Here is an 18024-nt window from a genome sequence, read left to right as displayed (position 1 = left end):
GGTCGGCACGCTGCACACCATGTCTGATGCACTCCTGGGCGCCCTCGCCGTCGTCTCCGCGATCGCACTGGCCTCGATCGTCGTCGCCGCCGACCTGGCCGGACAGCCGCCGCGCAGGCGGCGCCCACCAAATACCCGCTGCCCGCGCTCCATCGGCGTCGGCACGGTGCAGATGGTGGCGGGATCCGACGATCCGGTGATCGTCATCGAAGTGGAAAGCGTTGCCGGCCAGCGCTTCACCGGTCGGCTGTGCCACAGTGCGGATGATGAGGTGCTGTCGGCCCTGCGCCCCGGGGTGATCGTGCTGGTGTCCTTCGACCCGGCCAGCCGCAAGCAGCTCACGCTGGCCGATGATGCGATCGCGGTGCGGGCCACCGCCGACCGCACGCTGCTGCGGCACGGTGTGTTGACCCACGACCAGCTCGATCTGATCCGCTTCGGCACCCACTCGTGCGGCGTGGTGACCGGGATGCGGACCACCGGCCGCGAGCGTGAGGCGCTCCGCGAGGTCGAACTGGATGTGATGGTCACACGACCGGGGGGCGGACAGTTCCCGGCCCAGGAGATCACCCTGGTGCCCGAGGCTGCGCTGGACAAGGTCTCCCCCGGCAGCATCATCGACACCTACTACCTTCCGGCGGACGAGTCCGCGATCGCGGTGTGCGTGCCCCCTGCCTAAGCGCTCGGCGCGTTCATCGACACCGCAGCTGATCATCGGGCACCCCCGACCGCGAAGGTGACCACCGCGGCCCAGTACAACGGGCTTGCGGTGGCATCACCATCGCGCCACCGGCGCATCTGGGCCCGCTGCCAGCGATTGACGCTCAACACCGCGTCGTCGGCCTCGTGGGCGTCGTCGACGGCCATCACCACCTCGGCCATCGGATCCTCGGCGCGCCCGGTGAACCGGCGATAGCCCGCGGTGGTCGGCAGCGACCACAGCGTGGCGGTCACCAGCTCGCTGCCGCAGAGGACCATCGCGGCGACCAGCCCGGTCGCTTCGTCGAACTGATAGTCACCGCCGGAACCGCATGCGAGCAGAGCCACCCGGGGCGGCACCGGCAACTGGGCAGCCATCAGGTCCGAGGCCAGCAGCGGGCGGTGATCCCCGACCGATTCGGCCGCACCCTCCGCCGCGGCCGTGCAGGCCAGGTGCAGGGCCGCGCGGTCGGCGTAGCCGTGCGCACGATCGGCGGCACTCGCGTGACCGACGAACAACATCCGGCTCGGAGCCCGCTGCAGAAGTGTGGCCAGCCACCGCCGGTCGGCGTCGCTTCGGCGGAACAACTCCACCGGGGCAGTGACCTCGGGGAGCACCGCGCGGTGCTCGAGCAGATCGCCGAAATGGCGGGACAGCGCGCCCTCGCTCGACGGCCGGCCCAGCACCGATCCCAGGGCAGAATCCGGTCGCTGGCCCGGCACGCGGGGATCGAGCACGAGAAGTGCTGGCGCACATCGTCTTTCACTCCATCGTGCCGGTGCGCGGGGGGCGTGCACGATGTTGGGCGGCACCGCCATCACCACGTCGGCCATCTCCATCAGCCGCACACCCTCGGTGACGGCGTCGATGTCGGCGAGCTGCCACGGAATGCTCGCTGCGGTGGTCCCGGTGAAGGTGACCGCCTCCTTGCGGGCGGCGACCAACTCCTCGGGACTCGGCCCGGTCAGCGGAACCGCCACTGCCGCCCACGGAATGCGGGCCAACCGCGCACTCGGCGAGACGAACAGCACCGGGCGCGGATCAGCGAGGCATTCGCTGATCAACTGCCACGCCGGCTCCGCAATCAACAATGCACCGAGGATGTAGGCGAGGGTCAACTCCCCCCTCGCCGTGGCGAACGGGCCGCGGGTCAGCGCCCGGTCGAGCGCGTCGGCCAGGCTCTCGTCACCGTCAGGATCGGGCAGCGCCCCGCGTAATTCGGCCAGCGCGGCAAGGACGATCGGCTCGTGCACCACCCACGTCACGGTGCGCTCCGGCCGGCCGACGATGCGCAGGCTGGCATAGGTCGCCACTCCGACGTCGGCGTACCGCAGCACCAGGGTCGTGGTCATGGCCACGTCGACCAGACGGGGCCGCCGGAGGTGACGGCCTGGCCGTAGCGGTTCTGCGCAAGCAGCCGGTAACGCGCCAGGATCGGTGATCCGCCGGGATCCATCTGCAGCGGAGGCAGGGCTCCGAGCGTCGTCTGGGTCAGGGCGTCCACCGTGTAGCCACCGGCGGCCAGCGCCTCCTCGTCGAGGGTCTCGACCGGAACCGTCACCGTGGCAGGCGCCTCCCACCCGCCGCCTTCGCCGCGCGGCTGACTCGCGAACGTGCCTCGTGCACAGTGGTATTCGATGAGTTCGCTGAGCAGTTCGTCGTTCTCCCACTCCCAGGCCACCGAGAAGGCGCCGGCCAGCATGCGCGCCGATACCTGGGAGGCCCATCGCCAGCGCGCGTCGGCGTCCGTCATGGCGTAGCGCACCGAGTCGACCGCCAGCGCGGCCGGAATCTTGAGTTCGGCCGCCTTCTCCAGCTTGCCGAGTGCGCTGCGGTGACGCTCGCTTCCCGAGTCGAACCGGGTGACGCCGTGCGAGGCCACCTGGCGCTCCTTGGTGGCCTGCCAGCTGTCCGAGGGATCGCCGATTCCGTCGAAGTTCAGGTCGGCCAGCGCGTCGGCTCGCCAGATCGAACCGAGGTGGTCGTCGAGCCGCGCATACTGCAGCCAGCTCGATCGCGGCCAGCCGTCGAGGAACCGCCGTGCCTCCGCCACCTGCTCGACGGCCTCGTCGAAGCGGCCGCGGAACACCGAAATCCAGCTGCGCTGCAACAGAATACGATGGACGAACAGTGGACGGCCCAATTCCCGCCACTGTGTCTCGGCGTGGCCCCAGGATTCGTCGGCCTCTTTGAGCCAGCCGACACCGAGCCGGGTGAGCCCGAAATACAGCCAGCAGCGGGCGACGTCGTGCGCGCGGGAATGTTCGGCGATCACCGGATAGGCGGACCCCACCAGACGTTCGGTGGATTCATGATCGCCGCGCATCCACATGGCCGCGGCGGTCTCGAGTTCGGCTCTGGCCCAATACAATGTCCACTCGCGGCGCTGGGAGCGGGCACCGGCCCGACGCAGCCACTGCTCCCCTTCCTCGAGCCGGCCGGTCTCCACGCAGAATCGGCCGTACGCCAGCCCGGCGGCGACCAACAGCTGATCGGCGTCGTCGGTGCCCCCGGCCAGCCCGGCGATGACGGGAATGATGTCCTGCCACAAGTGCGCTGCCGGCACGTGCAGGTCGTCATCGCACAACGCCGTCGCGCACAACACCCCGGCCAACGTCGCAAGGTGCCGCTGTTCGGGTTCCAGGTCGGCGAACCGCTGCGCGGTGTTGTCGTCGCGCAGTCGGGCGAGTTCGGCCGCGGCGTCCTCGTGGTCACCGGCGGCCGCGGCCAGGCCGATGCGCAAGAACAGTGCCCGCAGGGTGTAGCGGGCGACCATGCGGTCGGTCTCGGCTCCCTGCGCGGGGTATGCGGCCAGGCAGTCGGTCATCCGCCGGAGACATTCGCGGGTGCCGTCGTAAGCCGTTCGGGTGAGATAGATTTCGCCCAGTTGAGCGAAGGCTTCGAGCGCGAGGTCGTCGCGGTCCTCGCTCTCGATCTGCGGCATCAGCGACAGCAAAAGGTCTTTGGCCTTCTCCTCCTGAGCGGCGAGGGCGAGCTGGCGAGCCTGCTGCAGATCGCCGGTGATGGACACGGCTGGATCATAAGTCGGCCACGGCCGCCGATACAGGTAACGGCGATACGGCGGACGTGCCCGGCACGTCCGCCGCCCGCCGCCCGAACGGCTGGTCACGTCACGTGCAGGTGACGGAGATTTCGAACTTCTTGCTGATCATGCCGGCCATGGGGTTCTTCATGTCGGCGCCGGCCGCCTCGCCGGTGATGGTGTAGGTGTTGCCGTCCACCTTCACCTCGGCAGAACCGGTCTTCATACCCATGTTGTCGCTCACCGCGAGCGCGTTGCCGTCGACGACCATCCCGAGGGACTGCACGGTCGGCGGCTGGCCGTCTTTCATGACCACACCGAGCCCCTGCTGACCGCCCACCGCGCCGCTGGCGATGTTGATCGTGCCGCCCTGCTTCACGCACGTCACGGAGTTCAGGTCGAGGCCTTGGAGGTCATTGCCCTCGACCTTCACCGACGTCTTCCCGCTGGAGGCCACCGAGACACTGGTGGGCGCGGCACCCGTCGCCGAGCTGGAGCCCTTGCTGCTGCTGTTGTTGTCGGAGCAAGCCATGAGCAGCATGCTGCAGCCGAGCACGCCGACACCGACCGCGAGAATTCGCTTCACCTGTGTTCCCTTCGTTCGCGCGGCGCCTCGGTGGCACCGTCACGAGAGAAGTACAGCTGCGGCTCGCGGCTACCGATCCCAAACTTCTCGCGCCGAGATCGACGCCGGCGTGCCCGCTTCTCGCACTTTCGCGCGCCAGCGTCGATCTCGATGGATTGTCGGTGGGATACGCCAGAGTGCGGGCATGAATCGCGTGTTCATCGGTAGTGAAGCGCTCGCCGCCGGAGAGCTGACCGAGCACGAGTTGCGCCGCTGGTACCGCCCCGTCTATCGCGGCGTGTACGTGGCAGCCTCCGTCGACCCGTCGTTGGGTGACCGCACCTGGGCGGCCTGGTTGTGGTCCGGGCGGCGGGCCGTGATCTCGGGACTGGCGGCCGCCGCGTTGCACGGCTCGCAGTGGGTCGACGTCGGCGAGCCGATCGAATTGATCGGCCGCAACTCCCGCCCGCACGACGGGCTGCTCGTCCGGAACGAAACGCTTATAAGCGGCGAGGTCACCAAGGTCTCAGGTCTGCCGGTGACCACGCCGGTGCGCACCGCATTCGATCTGGGTCGTCACCTGCGCGCCGAGACGGCGATTGCTCGCCTCGACGCGCTGAAGTGGGCGACCTTCTTCTCGATCGACGACGTCATGGGGCTGGCGTGCGAGCACCCGGGTGCACGCGGCCTGCGACAGCTCAAAGCGATACTCCCGCTCGTCGACGGCGGAGCGGCGTCCCCGAAGGAAACCTGGCTACGAATGTTGTTGATCGACGGGGGTTTTCCACCTCCGACCACACAGATACCCGTCATGGATGGCTGGCGAATACTGGCCGTCCTCGACATGGGTTGGGACGACATCAAAGTCGCCGTCGAGTACGACGGCGATCATCACCGGACGAACCGAGCCCAATACGTCAAGGACCAACGCCGGATACGCAGACTCGAACAGCTGGGCTGGATCGTCATCCGCGTGATCGCAGAGGACCGCCCCGACGACGTCGTCCGGCAGGTACGCGAGGCGATCCGGCGTCGAACGTCACCGAGATCCACGGTGGCGTGAGGCTTACTCGCACTTTCGCGCGCCAGCGTCGATCTCGATGATGTCTCTTACGCCTGGGCGAACTGCTTGGCGTCGTAGAGCCGCGCCCACTCCGCCCGCGGGCGGATGGACACATCGACGTCGGCACCCTTGGCGCGCAGCGCCTTGACCGTCGCGTCCTCGCGCGTGGTGCGGGCGAAGGGATCCCAGCCGAAGAACCGGCAGGAGTTCTCCCAGGTGATCTTGTTGATGTCGGAATCCGAAGCGCCTGCGGCGTTCAACTCGGCGAGCACCTGCTCGGGTGCGTCCGGCCAGAAGCAGTCCGAATGCGGGTAGTCGCACTCCCAGGCGATGATGTCGATCCCGATCTCGTGGCGCAGCTTCAGCGACGTCTTGTCGGTGACATAGCAGGCCAGCGAGTGGTCCCGGAACACCTCACTGGGCATTTGAGAGCCGAAGTCGCGGCGAAGCCACTTCTGGTTGGTGTAGTGCCGGTCGCTGCGATCCAGGTAGAACGGGATCCACCCGATACCGCCCTCGGAGAACGCGAACTTCAGGTCCGGGTAGTTACGCATCGCCGGTCCCCACAACAGGTCTTGGGCACACATCGCCGACACCTGGGTGGCCAGGATGATCATGTTGTCGATCGGAGCGTTGGGAGCCATGCTGATCGCCCCGAATCCGGTGCCGATGTGCAGACACATCACCACGTTCTCCTCGGACAGCGTCCGGAACACCGGACCCCAGTAGTCCTCGTCGTGGTAACTGGGCAGGCCCTCAAGGTGCGGCAACTCGGGCATGGTGACGGCCCGGCAGCCCTTGGCCGCGACGCGGCGGATCTCGTTGCACATCCCCTCCGGCGTCCACGTCGGCAGGATCGAGATCGGGATGAAGCGGTCCGGGTACGAGCCGGCCCACTCGTCGATGTGCCAGTCGTTGTAGGCCGACACCATCACCAGCGTGACGTCCTCGCGGGTCATGTTGAGGTGCCGCGCGGAGAAGCCGGTGAAGGTCGGGAAGCACATCGAGGCGAGGATGCCGTTGCGGTTCATGTCGCGCACCCGCTCGTGGACGTCATAGACGCCCGGGCGCATCTCGGCGAAGCCGGCCGGGTCGCGGCCCCACTCCTCAGCCGGCCACGACACGACGGCGTTCAACCCGCTGACCCCCTGGGGGCGGCCCTGGTACATCCACTGATCCACACCTTTGTCGTCGGTGACGACGACCGGGGCCTCGGGCTTGTACTTGTCCGGAACGTGGTTGAGGAACATGTCGGGGGGCTCCACGACGTGGTCGTCAATGCTCACCAGGATCAGGTCGTCGACGTTCATGCCTCAAGTTGTACCCTCGATGATCGTGACCGTCTCCGCACATTCGGCCAGAGGTTTCGCTCAACCGGCCAACATCGGCCAGGTGGAGCTGCGCCGCGGCGGGCGGGTCCTGGCCGGCAGCTATCTGTACGAGGGCGAACTGCTGGTCACCGGCTGGCATTTCCACGACGTGCATCAGATCGAATACGCGATCGGCGGCGTGGTCGAGGTCGAGACCGCATCGGCGCACTACCTGCTGCCGCCCCAGCAGGCCGCCTGGATTCCGGCCGGACTGGAACACCAAGCGACGATGAACGCCGCCGTCAAGACCCTGGCGGTGATGTTCGACCCGGAACTCATCCCGACCGCCGGTGACCGCGCCCGGATCCTGGCGGTCTCCCCGTTGATCCGGGAGATGATGCTCTACGCCCTGCGCTGGCCCATCTACCGAAGCCCAGGCGCCGCCGAGGAGGACCGGGTGTCCGACGGGTTCTTTCGCACGTTGGCCAATCTGGTGGCCGAGGCGCTGGATCACGAAGCGCCGCTGAGCCTTCCGAGCTCCGACGATCCGGTGGTCGCCGCCGCGATGGCCTACACCAAGGAGCACCTGCAGTCGGTGACGCTGGCCGAGGTGTGCCGGGCGGTTGCGGTGTCGGAGCGGACCCTACGCAGACAGTTCCAGGGCGAGGCTGAGATATCCTGGCGCACTTACCTTTTGCACGCCAGAATGTTGCGGGCGATGGCACTGCTGGCCGCCCCCGCGCAGAGCGTCCAACAGACCGCCACCGCAGTGGGCTTCGACAGCGTCGGGTCGTTCACCCGAGCCTTCAGTCAGTTCTGCGGGGAGACCCCGTCGTCATACCGACGACGGGTCACCAGCGGCGGTATGTGAGGTGGGCGCGCGCCGCTCGTGCCAGCGCAGGCGCAGCAGCAGCAGGCCGCGGTGCGCTTCGAACCCCAGCGACAACGGATGCCGCCAGGAGCCCGATCGTGTCCGCCGTGTTTGTGCCACATCACCACTGTGCCAGCCGACCGATGCCGGCCGCCGCGCCACACGCCTGAGTGTGCCGCTTGTCACCTGAAGTTCGTTGTCTGTCAAGAATCCTCGCCGGCACCGGTGATCGCGGCGACCAGCGGTTCGAGTTCGCCGCCGACGGCCTCGCGGACGTCGCGGCCGGCCCGCTTGACCGACTCGTTGACGTCGCCGCGGGCGGCGGTCGCGGTGGCCCGCAGTTCGTCGATGTTGCGGCCGAGCGCCGCCCGTACGTCGTCACCCTGGGTTGCGGCGGCCGCGACCGCGAATGCGCCGTCGAGCGCCGAACCCGCGACCGTGCCCTGCGCGGAGGCCATCGAACCGGCGACCTCACCGGCGTAGCCGAGGACAGCCACCGGCAACGTCGCCTGGTGACCGACATAACTGACGACTGCGGCACGCAACCGGCCGCGAGCGTCGTCCACGACATCTTGCACGCCGGTGCCGGCGCGCTCCCAGGCCGCGGCGATGGTCTCGCCGTCTTGGATGGCGCCCGCGAATGCAGCGGGGGCATGCGCGATCGCGGTGGTGACATCTGTTGCAGCATCCAGCAATTGGCTGCTCAACGCCTGGCCCGCGGCGATCTGACGCTCCAGGACGTGGCGGATGACGATAGTGGTCCGCTCGTGTGGCTGCTCGTCGGCGGCCGGGAGGGCGGCGGTGTCGGGCTCGGTCGTGGTCTCGGACATGAAGCCAGTCAACTCGTCCGGGCCGACCGGACGATATCGGCGAAGTGACAGCCCGGACTCGGGCAGGCAAAGAGACGGGGCTGCGCCACCCCGGCGGCTCCCAGCATGCCGCCAGCTTTTACCCAGTTAGTTGCCAGTAAGTGGTCTTATCCTCAGTTTCCGCGTCCCGGCGCCTGTGACGCTGCCTTGTCGAGGATCTGCCGTGGAGGAACACAGATGACCAAGCTCGTTCGGCTCGGACTCGGAGCACTCACGCTCGGTGCGACGTCACTCACGCTCGGATCCGGTGTCGCGCTGGCAGACGACTACGCCGGCAAGTCCTACTCCGATGCCTCGTCCGCAATCAGCAGTGCCGGGAAGAAGGCCGTAATCGCCAGCTCTGTCGGCGATTCGTTGAGCCAGGCCGACTGCGTGGTCACCCGGTCGCAGTCGGCACCCTGGCTCAAGGGCGACAACTTCTCTCCCGTCACCGACACCGTGCTGCTCTTCCTGAACTGCAACGCCAAGTTGGCCACGGCGGGCAAGCCGGGTAATTCGCTGGCGAGCCCGGAGGGCCAGGCAGAGAAGGCCGCCGAGGACGAGCAGGCCGCCAAGGACGCAGCCGCCCAGCAGGCCGCCGCCCAGCAGAGCCAGTCGAGTGAACTGGCCACCCCCGGCGGTAACGGGTAGTTCCGCGCGCCAACTTGCCGGCGCCGGGCCCGGCGGCGAGGATCCGTGACAATGGATCCCACATTTGCCGCTGAACTCGCCGACCTCGATGCCATCGGGCAGGCCGCCCTAGCGGCTTCCGGAGAGGTGTCCGCAGCCGAGCTGCTCGAGGCAGCGATCCTGCGACTCGACGCCGCCCGCGGGCTCAATGCCGTCATCACCGACCTGTTCGACCGTGGACGCGACCAGGCGGTAGCCCTCGACGAGAGCGGCGCGCTGCGCGGCGGGACCGCCGGGCCGGTTGCCGGGGTTCCCTTCCTGCTCAAGGATCTTGGCGCCTCGCTGGCCGGCGCCCGCGAGGCGATGGGTTCGAGGGCATTGCGCGACCACATCGCGCCGGAGACCGCATGGATCGTGGAGCGCTACCTGGCCGCGGGACTGGTGGTGTTCGGCAAGACCAACACCCCGGAGTGGGGCAATCACTGCACCACCGAACCGTCGTTGTTCGGCCGCACCGCCAATCCGTGGTCGTCGGACATCACCCCCGGTGGTTCCAGTGGCGGGTCGGCCTCGGCGGTGGCCGCCGGTGTCGTGCCGGCGGCCTCGGGTGGTGATGGCACCGGCTCGATCCGGGTGCCTGCATCGTGCTGTGGACTGGTCGGGCTCAAACCGCGACGTGCCCGCACCTCGTTCGCGCCGTCCGGGCAGCTGCTGGAGGGATTGGCCGTCGAGCACGCCCTGACGCGCACGGTGCGCGACAGTGCCGCGCTCCTCGACGCGGTCACCGGTGGCGCCCCCGGCGATCCGTACAACGCCGCCCCACCCACCCGGGCTTTTCTGCGCGCCATCGACGAGCCGCCGCCGCGCCGGCGCATCCTGATCGCCACGCACTCCCCTTTCCCGGCACCGCCGACCGACCCGCGCGTCGCGGCTGCCGTCGAATCTGCCGGGCGCGCACTGGAATCGGCCGGCCATCACATCGAACCGGGGGCGCCGTCGTTCGACTCCGATGTGGTCGCCGACGCGATCGCCGTGCTACACAACGTCAGCAACGTGCAGCTGTACAACTTCGCGAAGGCCCATCTGGGCCGAGATCCCCTCGAGGACGAGTTCGAGCCCAGCAGCTGGGTGATGATGCGCGAGGGCTTCGCCACCGCCGGCGTCGACTACGCCGACTCGATCGAGGCCATCCACGCCCAGACCCGCCGGTTCGCCGCGGGAATGGGTGCCCATGACGTACTGCTGGTACCGACGTTGCTGGCGCCACCGCCGCACTACGGCATCCTGGATCAGCCGCGCGGCACCACGCGGGCGTTCTTCGACGTCGAATTCGCGCATACCGGGTGGACCACCATGGCCAACGTGACCGGCTGGGCTGCGATCTCGCTACCGCTGGCGACCACCGAGGATGGACTTCCCGTGGGTGTTCAGCTGATGGCTCGCGAAGAGACCGTGCTGCTGCAGCTCGCCGCGCAACTCGAGCAGGCGATGCCCTGGGCGCAGCGGCGTCCGGCTGGCTGGCTGGGCGCGCCCGCGATCTGAGAGTCTTTGCTGCGGAAGCTCGCTGTTGCGCCGATCGGTGCGGCAGCCGCGGTCCCGCGTGAGACACTGTGCCCATGGTTGTCGCTATCGCCCGTCCGAAGTTGGAAGGCAACGTCGCCGTCTCCGAGGACCGCCAGATCGGTTTTGCTGAGTTCGGCTGCGCCCAGGGCCGTACCGTGTTCTGGCTGCACGGCACCCCGGGCGCTCGCCGTCAGATCCCGGTGGAAGCGCGAGTGTTCGCCGAGCAGAACGATATTCGGCTGATTGGTGTCGACCGGCCGGGAATCGGCTCCTCCACGCCGTACCAGTACGAGAACGTGCTGGCCTTCTCGAAAGACCTGGCGATCATCGCCGACACCCTCGGTGTCGACAAGATGGCCGTTGTCGGCTTGTCCGGCGGCGGCCCGTACACGCTGGGCTGCGCGGCGGCGATGCCGGACCGCATCGTGGCCGCCGGTGTGCTCGGCGGGGTGGCGCCGACAGTCGGGCCGGAGGCGATTGCCGGCGGATTGATGAAAATCGGCACGTTCGCGGCCCCGATCATCGAGGTTGCGGGGGCTCCGCTGCGCCTGGCCGCCGTCAGCTTGATCCGGTTGATCCGCCCGGTGGCCGAGCCGGCTTTGTACATCTACGCCGGCATCTCCCCCGAAGGTGACCGCAAGATGCTGGTACGCCCGGAGTTCAAGGCGATGTTCCTCGACGACCTGCTCAACGGCAGCCGCAAGCAGCTGGCGGCGCCGCTCGCCGATATCGTTGTGTTCGCCCGCGATTGGGGCTTCCGGCTCGACGAGGTCAAGGTGCCGGTCCGGTGGTGGCACGGCGACCGCGACCACATCGTGCCGTTCGCCCATGGCCAGCACGTGGTGTCCAAGCTGCCCGACGCCGAGCTCTACACGCTCTCCGGCGAAAGCCACCTGGCCGGCCTGGGACGGGCCGAAGACATCCTGCGCACCATGCTCGACCTGTGGAACAGCGACGAGAAGGCCTGATCGCTCAAGCCGCGGCGAAATCCCGCGTCGCGCCGACGATCCGGCGAGACGCGGGCTGCCGTGGTCACGCGCCGAGTTGGCTCTTGATCAACGCGTCCTGTTTCTGACCGAAGTCGATCACCAGATCTTTTGGTGCCGGGTCGGCGACGGGGCCGGAGAATTCCATCGAGGACGCCGCATTGCCCTCAGTGAAGTAGAGAACACTCAACGATCGCGTGCCGTCAGGTGACGTCCCGGTGATCAGCTGTCCGCCCTGGCCCACCGGTGCGGCGACCGACTTCTGGTTGGCGACGGGGGTGGCGGCCTGCGCGGAACTGATCGCACCGGCCGCCGCGGCCGGATCGGCCAGCACCCACACCGTGTCGGTGATCGTGCGTCCGTCGCGGTGGGTGTACACCGTCATGGCGCCGGGCTGGCCGCCGGGATTGAGGGTCGGCGGCGCCGCCGTGTAGGCCATCGAGTCGGTCACCACATTGGGGTCGACCAACAGGACGGTGTAATCACCGGGTTCGGCGGATGCCAGGCCGGTGCCGAGAGTCACACCCGCCGATAACAGGGCGGCGGTGAGCCCGCCGATATAACGAGAGTTCATATTCGAATACTTCCGTTCGGAAAGGAATGAGGACCGAGTAATTACGAGCAGTCGATCAGCAGGGGTAGCAGCCCCAGCCGCGCCACCCGTCGCGCCAGAAAAAGCCTGCGCCACAACCCATATTTCCGGTACCGCCCTGACAATCCAGCGCCGTGATGATCGGTGAATGCCCCGGACCGGACGGCGTGGCATTGTTGGTCGATGCCGCATTGGCGGTGACTGCGCCGGCCAGTGAACCGGCGATCATTCCTGCCGTCGCAACACCCAAGATGAATTTTCGCATGAAGTCCCTCCCCATTAGGGTCGCGCTGAATTGGACCGCTTCACGGTACGTCAGCAATTACGTCAATACAGGTAATTTCGGCGGGTCCGGCAATCGCCGTCAATAGCCGAGCTGACTCGTTCTCATGCCCAATGCCCCTGCCGGTATGGGCCAGAAGTCCCTGTCGTCACATGCAACGAACAGCCAAGCTGACTCAAGCAATGGGCTCACCGGTGTATTGACGGATAAGTCAGCGCGCCGCCGTCGAAAGGTGAAGTAATGAATGACCTGCTCGCCGAACGCAATTACGCCTGGCGGATGATTCGCGCCGCACGGATCTCGCACGCCGACGGCGCGGACGTAGATGCCGTCGAGAACCGCCGCATCGACATCGAACTACTGCTCCACGAAGCTCTCGACGCCGGCTTGGGCCGCACCGAGATCATTGTCGAACTGGCCGACCTCGCGGCGCGCATGTACGCGCTGTGCAACCTCGATGAGCTCGTCGTGGCTGACGCGGAAGGCGTTCTGGCTTAGGACAATCCGAGCAGCGCTCGCCGCAGCATGTGCATCGCCACGGTGGTGGACCGCTCCCGGATGTCGGCGCGTTCGCCGGGCAGCCGAACCGACCGGCTCACCGTCGTTCCGTCGCCCAGCATCACACAGAACCAGACCGTGCCCACTGGTTTGTCCTCGGTTCCACCGCCCGGTCCGGCAATGCCGGTGACCGCGACCGCGGTATCGGCGCCGAATCGGCGCAACGCGCCCGCCGCCATCGCTTCGGCCACTTCCTGGGAGACCGCGCCACACCGCTCGATGAGGGCGGGCTCGACGCCGAGCACCTCGGCTTTGGCCTCATTCGCATAGGCCACCACCGCACCGGCGACATAGGCCGATGAGCCGGCTCGTTCGGTCAGGCGGGCCGCCAGCAATCCGCCGGTGCAGGACTCCGCTGTCGCGATGCGCCGCGTCGCAAGGAGCCGAGCGACCTGATCGTCGACCAGCGAACCGTCGTCGGAGAACAGCGTGTCGCCGTGCCGGCGGCGCACCAGCTCCATCAGCTGTTCGTAGGCCGGTGCGCTCTGCGGCTCGTAGCGGGTGACCATCTCCACCTCGCCGCGGCGCAGGCAGGTCGTGATCTCCAGGTCGCCGAAGCCCGGCAGGCTTTCGGCTTCTCGCAGCGTCTCGGCCAGTCCCGACTCGGCCAGCCCGAACATCCGGACGGTTTCCTGGCGGTAGACGGTCCGCCCGGCGATGGCCTGCTGGAAGGCCTCGTCGGCGACGGCGGCCGGCCACATCGCCTGAAGTTCGCGCGGGGGGCCGGGCAGCACCAGGACAGTCGGCGAGCCGGGCACCACGACACCGGGCGCCGTGCCGACCGGATCGAGGACGTGTGCGCCCGCCGGCACCATCGCCTGTTTGCGGTTGGCCGCGAGCACCGCGTCGAAGTCGACGCCGGTGAATCGGGCCATCAGGTGTCGGAGAATGGCCGCGATCTTGGCTTCCAACTCGGTGTCCAGAGTCAGCTCGCGACCGCAGAATCGGGCCACCACCTCCACCGTCATGTCGTCGGCCGTCGGGCCCAGCCCGCCGGAGGTGACGATCAGGTCGACACCTTCGGCGGCGAGGAACCGCAGCTGAGCGTCGATGTCGGCGGGACGATCACCGCAGATGGTGATGTGTGCCAGTTCGACGCCCAGCTCCAACAGCCGGTCGGCGACCCAGGGGCCGTTGCGATCCGCGACGCGTCCGGTGAGGACTTCGGTGCCGGTGACCACGATTCCCGCGCGCACGCTCATACCGAGCGAGATTACGCAGGCGTGGCATCGATCAGGCCACGGGATCGTGCGTCAGCCCGGTGGCCTCACCCAACGCCTGCAGCCAGGCCTGGGTGTCGTTGACGTAGAACGCTTCAGGCTCAGCGCGGGGCCGCGCCGGGAGCCCGGACCACAAGCGGCACCGCGGGGAATGCCGCCGCCATCTCCGAGCGGCATTTGCGCAGGGCCGCCGTGCCATAACCCTTCTTGCGGTGATCGGGATGAATCCAGATCCGCACATTGACCTCGCCGCCGAGCAGCTCACCGAACACCAGGCCGACTTTCTCGTCGCCGTCGAGAGCGACAAACCACGCCGCTTCCTCGGCAGTCAACCGGCTTCGCGCGGAACGGATTTCGTCGTCCACCAGCCCGGCGGGCGCGCCTGAACCGTCACCGGCCGCACCAATTTCCTGGGTGCGGGTGGCAAAGATGTCGCGATCGGATTCGTCGACGAACGGGCGCAGTTGCAGGCTCTCGTCGGTGCTGGCAGGCCGCTCACCGAGGGTGAAGGACAGCTGGCTGTTCAGATCCCGCAGTTCGGCGGCGATGCGGTCCCGCGAATCTCTGGTCACCTGCTCGAACGACAGTCCCAGCACGGCCTCGGTGCCGCGGCGCGACGTGCCGAGCAGTTCGGTGATGGCGGTGATCGCGGAGTCCCGATTGTCGGAGGCGACGATGGCGTCGATCACTTCGTGGCGGCGCTCGAGCGCGGTGAGCAGAGCATCGGCGATCTCGCGGCGGGCCGCAGCGCGGTCTTGGTCGGTCATGGCCCCAGCGTAGATCCGACGGACCCGCTTCGGCGGCGCTGCGCCGAACTCCGGCGACTAACCTGGACCGGGGGTCACCGTGCGCTGTTGCACACGAACCAGATACGGCGTTTGCGCCGCTGCTCTGCCAAGATGAACGCGCGGCTGATGAACGGTTGCGCGGGGGTGTCCTGTCGCGGATCTCGAGTTGAGGAGTTTGGAGACGGTGGCCAAGACCCTCGGCACGCTCGCCGTCTTGCTGCTCCTTCTGCTGTGCGCCGGTGACCTGCGCGTGTTCAGCGGCCCGCAACCGCGGCCCGCCCAGGACATCGAGCTGTCCGACGGCTGGAGCCTCACCTCGGCGCAGGGCTTGGGCGCCGACGGCGCGGCCATCTCGACCACCACCTATGACGCCGCCGCCTGGCACCCGGTGCGCCGGATGCCGGCCACCGTCCTGGAGACCCTGCAGGACGACGGCGTCTACCCGAACCTGTACTACGGCAAGAACCTGCTCCAGAACGTCCCGCAAGACCTCTATGAGCAGGACTGGTGGTATCGCACGACGTTCAACGCGCCGGCCGACTATCCCACCTACGTGCTGGACTTCCCCGGCATCAACTACCGCGCCGAGGTGTGGCTCAACGGCCGCCGCGTCGCCGACAACAGGCAAGTCGTCGGCATGTACAACGACCACGAACTCGACGTGACGCGGTGGATCAGGCAGGGCCAGCCGAACACCCTCGCAGTGAAGGTGACCCCGGAACGAGCCATCCAGGACGTCAACGGCGTCGAGCTCGCCGACAGCTGGTACGACTGGATCAACTGGCGCTACCTGGGCTATCAGGGCCCGGACAAGAACCCGGCCAACGGCAACTCGTTCGTACCCGACCGGAATGCAGGCATCTGGAAACCGGTGTACCTCAAGACATCCGGGCGAGTGTCGATCGGCGACGCCACGGTCAACACGCAACTACCGCTACCGGACACCGACAGCGCGCGACTGACGGTGTACGCCCCGCTCAAGAACTATTCGACGGACAAAGTGCGCGGCCTGCTGCGGGCCACGATCACCCGCGACGGCAAGGCACCGATCCATGTCTATGAGCCGGTCACGCTGATGCCAGGCGAGGAGCGTGAGATCACACTGAGCCCCGAGAAGTTCGCGGCGCTGACCGTCGAGCACCCGGATCTGTGGTGGCCGTACACGATGGGCCGGCCCGACTTGTACGACCTGAAGCTGGAGTTCGTCCAGAACGGTCAGGCGACCGAGGTGGCAACGCAAAAGTTCGGTATCCGCACCATCACCCAGGGCCGCGACTCCGACGACTCGTTCGCCGAGCTGGGTACCGGCGGCAACTTCTACCTCCAGGTGAACGGCAAGAACTTCCTGGTTCGCGGCGCCACCTACACGCCCGACCTGCTCTACAAGTACGACCCGGAGCGCGACGCCGCGATCCTGGGCTACGTCAAGGACCTCGGCCTGAACATGCTGCGGCTGGAGTCCAAAATCTCGTCGCAGCGCTTCGTCGAGCAGGCCGACGAACTCGGCATCCCGCTGATGTACGGCTGGATGTGCTGCAACCAGTGGGAGAAGTGGCAGCAATGGGACGACGAGGATCGCCGCGTCTCGCAGGACAGCATGCGCTCGCAGATAGAGATGCTGCGCTCGCATGCCTCGGTGTTCGTGTGGGCCAACGGCAGCGACGGCCGCCCGCCCGCTGACGTGCTGACCGAGTACCACCAGATCCTGTCCGATCTGCATTGGCAGAACGCCACCGTCGACACGGTGTCGTCGCTGAACCGGGACGCCGACGGCAAGCAGCTGTGGGACGGCATCCAGATGGCCGGGCCCTACACCTGGCGTCCGCCGTCGTACTGGTTCGCCGGCGAGTACGGCGCGGCCCGCGGCTCGTCGGCCGAACAGGGCGACAACGAGCACATTCCGCCGTATGCGAGCCTGCAGAAGTTCATCCCTCCCGACAAGCTCTGGCCCATCAACGACACCTGGTTCTTCCACGCCGGGTCCGATCCGCAGAACTCGCGGCTGGCCAACGTCCAGCGTGTCATCGACCGCCGTTACGGGCCGTCCACCAACGCCCGGATGTTCGCCGACAAGGCTCAGCTGGCTCACTACGAGGCCACCCGCGCGCAGTTCGAATCGTTCGCGGCCAACGGCTGGGCCGGGCACAAGATGACGATCTACTGGATGCTCAACAGCCACTGGCCGTCGTTCTTCGGCAACATCTTCGACTACTACCTGCGCCCCGGCGGCGCCTACTACGGCGCCAAGAAAGGCCTGCAGCCGCTGTCGGTCGTGTTCGACTCCTACGCCACCGGTAACCATCGCCAGGCCAAAGTGACCGTCGTCAACCAGACCCCGGAGACGCACGAGAACCTGCGCGTCCGGGTCCGGGTCTACAGCCTCAACGGTGCGCTGCGTGACGAGCGCGCCGCCGACGGCATCGCCGTCGACCCTGGCGGCGCCGTTCAGGCGATGACGTTGCCACCCGGGCCGGCCGACTCCCCGGTGTTCTTCGTCCGCTGCGAGCTGCTCGACGCGGACGGCAAAGTCGTCGCCAACAACGTGTACTGGCAGTCCCGGCAGCCCGATGACGTCGGTCCGCCGGCCAACGATGCGGCATTCAACTCCAACCAGGTGAGCTGGGCCGACATGACCGCGCTGAACACGATGCCGAAGGTGCCGTTGGAGGTCAGTGCCACCGGCGACGGCGACGCCGGCCGTGACGTCACGATCAGCCTGCACAACCCGACGCCGCAGATCGCATTCTTCGAACGCGCCGAACTGCTCTCCGGTCCGCTCGCCGACGAGATCCTGCCGATCCAGTACGACGACAACTACGTGACGGTGTTCCCGGGCGAGACCGTCCAGATCAAGGGCCGGGTTCCCGGGTCCGGACCCGCCCCGGCCTGGGTCAGGGTCACCGGGTACAACAGCACACCGGTGGTCGTGCAGGTTCGCTGACACTCGGGACGTCGCTGACGTCGACCTATTCGCGCGTGCCCTAGATTCGGTGATGCGCCGCCG

General features: G+C 67.7%; 17 protein-coding genes. 9 read left to right on the top strand and 8 right to left on the bottom strand.

Annotation, left to right across the window (positions count from 1 at the left end; all coding sequences use genetic code 11):
- The first annotated feature begins 19 nt into the window (after window positions 1-19).
- Window positions 20-679, top strand: coding sequence for a hypothetical protein (locus tag Y900_RS30495; RefSeq protein WP_051660255.1), 660 nt, complete (start codon window positions 20-22; stop codon window positions 677-679).
- A 32-nt stretch (window positions 680-711) separates the two neighbouring features.
- On the opposite strand, the gene Y900_RS25185 is transcribed toward Y900_RS30495, so the two are convergent.
- From Y900_RS25185 to Y900_RS25175, 3 genes are all read right to left on the bottom strand, one after another.
- Window positions 712-2052 (bottom strand): CHAT domain-containing protein, encoded by a 1341-nt coding sequence (locus tag Y900_RS25185; protein WP_036347769.1) that lies wholly within the window; start codon window positions 2050-2052, stop codon window positions 712-714.
- Complete coding sequence (locus tag Y900_RS25180; protein WP_036345159.1) at window positions 2049-3731, bottom strand: hypothetical protein; 1683 nt, start codon at window positions 3729-3731, stop codon at window positions 2049-2051. The genes Y900_RS25185 and Y900_RS25180 overlap by 4 nt, the downstream gene beginning before the upstream one ends.
- 100 nt (window positions 3732-3831) lie before the next feature.
- The gene (locus tag Y900_RS25175) at window positions 3832-4329 is read right to left on the bottom strand and encodes a lipoprotein LpqH (RefSeq protein WP_036345158.1); all 498 of its coding nucleotides are present in this window, start codon (window positions 4327-4329) and stop codon (window positions 3832-3834) included.
- A 184-nt stretch (window positions 4330-4513) separates the two neighbouring features.
- Between Y900_RS25175 and Y900_RS25170 the strand changes: the two genes are divergently transcribed.
- Complete coding sequence (locus Y900_RS25170; RefSeq protein ID WP_036345157.1) at window positions 4514-5371, top strand: DUF559 domain-containing protein; 858 nt, start codon at window positions 4514-4516, stop codon at window positions 5369-5371.
- 47 nt (window positions 5372-5418) lie between these two features.
- Here Y900_RS25170 and Y900_RS25165 read toward each other — a convergent pair whose 3' ends face one another.
- Window positions 5419-6681 (bottom strand): amidohydrolase family protein, encoded by a 1263-nt coding sequence (locus tag Y900_RS25165; RefSeq protein WP_036345156.1) that lies wholly within the window; start codon window positions 6679-6681, stop codon window positions 5419-5421.
- A 25-nt stretch (window positions 6682-6706) separates the two neighbouring features.
- On the opposite strand from Y900_RS25165, the gene Y900_RS25160 reads away from it, so the two are divergent.
- Entirely contained in the window at window positions 6707-7552 is an 846-nt protein-coding gene (locus tag Y900_RS25160; RefSeq protein ID WP_036347767.1) for an AraC family transcriptional regulator, read from the top strand.
- Window positions 7553-7755: 203 nt separating this feature from the next.
- Here Y900_RS25160 and Y900_RS25155 read toward each other — a convergent pair whose 3' ends face one another.
- A complete protein-coding gene (locus Y900_RS25155; protein WP_036345155.1) occupies window positions 7756-8382 on the bottom strand; it encodes a hypothetical protein in 627 nt (208 codons plus the stop codon).
- A 216-nt stretch (window positions 8383-8598) separates the two neighbouring features.
- On the opposite strand from Y900_RS25155, the gene Y900_RS25150 reads away from it, so the two are divergent.
- The 3 genes from Y900_RS25150 (at window position 8599) to Y900_RS25140 (ending at window position 11561) form a co-directional block, all read left to right on the top strand.
- Window positions 8599-9051 (top strand): hypothetical protein, encoded by a 453-nt coding sequence (locus tag Y900_RS25150; protein ID WP_036345154.1) that lies wholly within the window; start codon window positions 8599-8601, stop codon window positions 9049-9051.
- A gap of 51 nt (window positions 9052-9102) precedes the next feature.
- Entirely contained in the window at window positions 9103-10572 is a 1470-nt protein-coding gene (locus tag Y900_RS25145) for an amidase (protein ID WP_036345153.1), read from the top strand.
- A 74-nt stretch (window positions 10573-10646) separates the two neighbouring features.
- Entirely contained in the window at window positions 10647-11561 is a 915-nt protein-coding gene (locus tag Y900_RS25140) for an alpha/beta fold hydrolase (protein ID WP_036347764.1), read from the top strand.
- A 64-nt stretch (window positions 11562-11625) separates the two neighbouring features.
- Here Y900_RS25140 and Y900_RS25135 read toward each other — a convergent pair whose 3' ends face one another.
- Window positions 11626-12153, bottom strand: a complete 528-nt coding sequence (locus Y900_RS25135) for a hypothetical protein (RefSeq protein ID WP_036345152.1) — start codon at window positions 12151-12153, stop codon at window positions 11626-11628.
- 152 nt (window positions 12154-12305) lie between these two features.
- Here Y900_RS25135 and Y900_RS32495 point away from each other — a divergent pair, with 152 nt between their 5' ends.
- Together Y900_RS32495 and Y900_RS25125 are read left to right on the top strand one after the other, a co-directional pair.
- Window positions 12306-12542 (top strand): hypothetical protein, encoded by a 237-nt coding sequence (locus Y900_RS32495; RefSeq protein ID WP_157838275.1) that lies wholly within the window; start codon window positions 12306-12308, stop codon window positions 12540-12542.
- A 152-nt stretch (window positions 12543-12694) separates the two neighbouring features.
- Window positions 12695-12952, top strand: coding sequence for a hypothetical protein (locus Y900_RS25125; RefSeq protein WP_036345151.1), 258 nt, complete (start codon window positions 12695-12697; stop codon window positions 12950-12952).
- Here Y900_RS25125 and Y900_RS25120 read toward each other — a convergent pair.
- Window positions 12949-14214, bottom strand: coding sequence for a competence/damage-inducible protein A (locus tag Y900_RS25120; RefSeq protein ID WP_036345150.1), 1266 nt, complete (start codon window positions 14212-14214; stop codon window positions 12949-12951). The genes Y900_RS25125 and Y900_RS25120 overlap by 4 nt on opposite strands.
- A gap of 119 nt (window positions 14215-14333) precedes the next feature.
- Window positions 14334-14999, bottom strand: coding sequence for a GNAT family N-acetyltransferase (locus Y900_RS25115; protein WP_036345149.1), 666 nt, complete (start codon window positions 14997-14999; stop codon window positions 14334-14336).
- Between the two features lie 205 nt (window positions 15000-15204).
- Between Y900_RS25115 and Y900_RS25110 the strand changes: the two genes are divergently transcribed.
- The gene (locus Y900_RS25110; RefSeq protein WP_237752642.1) at window positions 15205-17961 is read left to right on the top strand and encodes a glycosyl hydrolase 2 galactose-binding domain-containing protein; all 2757 of its coding nucleotides are present in this window, start codon (window positions 15205-15207) and stop codon (window positions 17959-17961) included.
- Window positions 17962-18024: the final 63 nt, after the last annotated feature.

Origin of the sequence: Mycolicibacterium aromaticivorans JS19b1 = JCM 16368 (genome assembly GCF_000559085.1) — a bacterium.
Lineage (GTDB): Bacteria > Actinomycetota > Actinomycetes > Mycobacteriales > Mycobacteriaceae > Mycobacterium > Mycobacterium aromaticivorans.
Note: the sequence above shows the minus strand (reverse complement) of the source record. Positions and strands in the feature narration are given on the sequence as shown.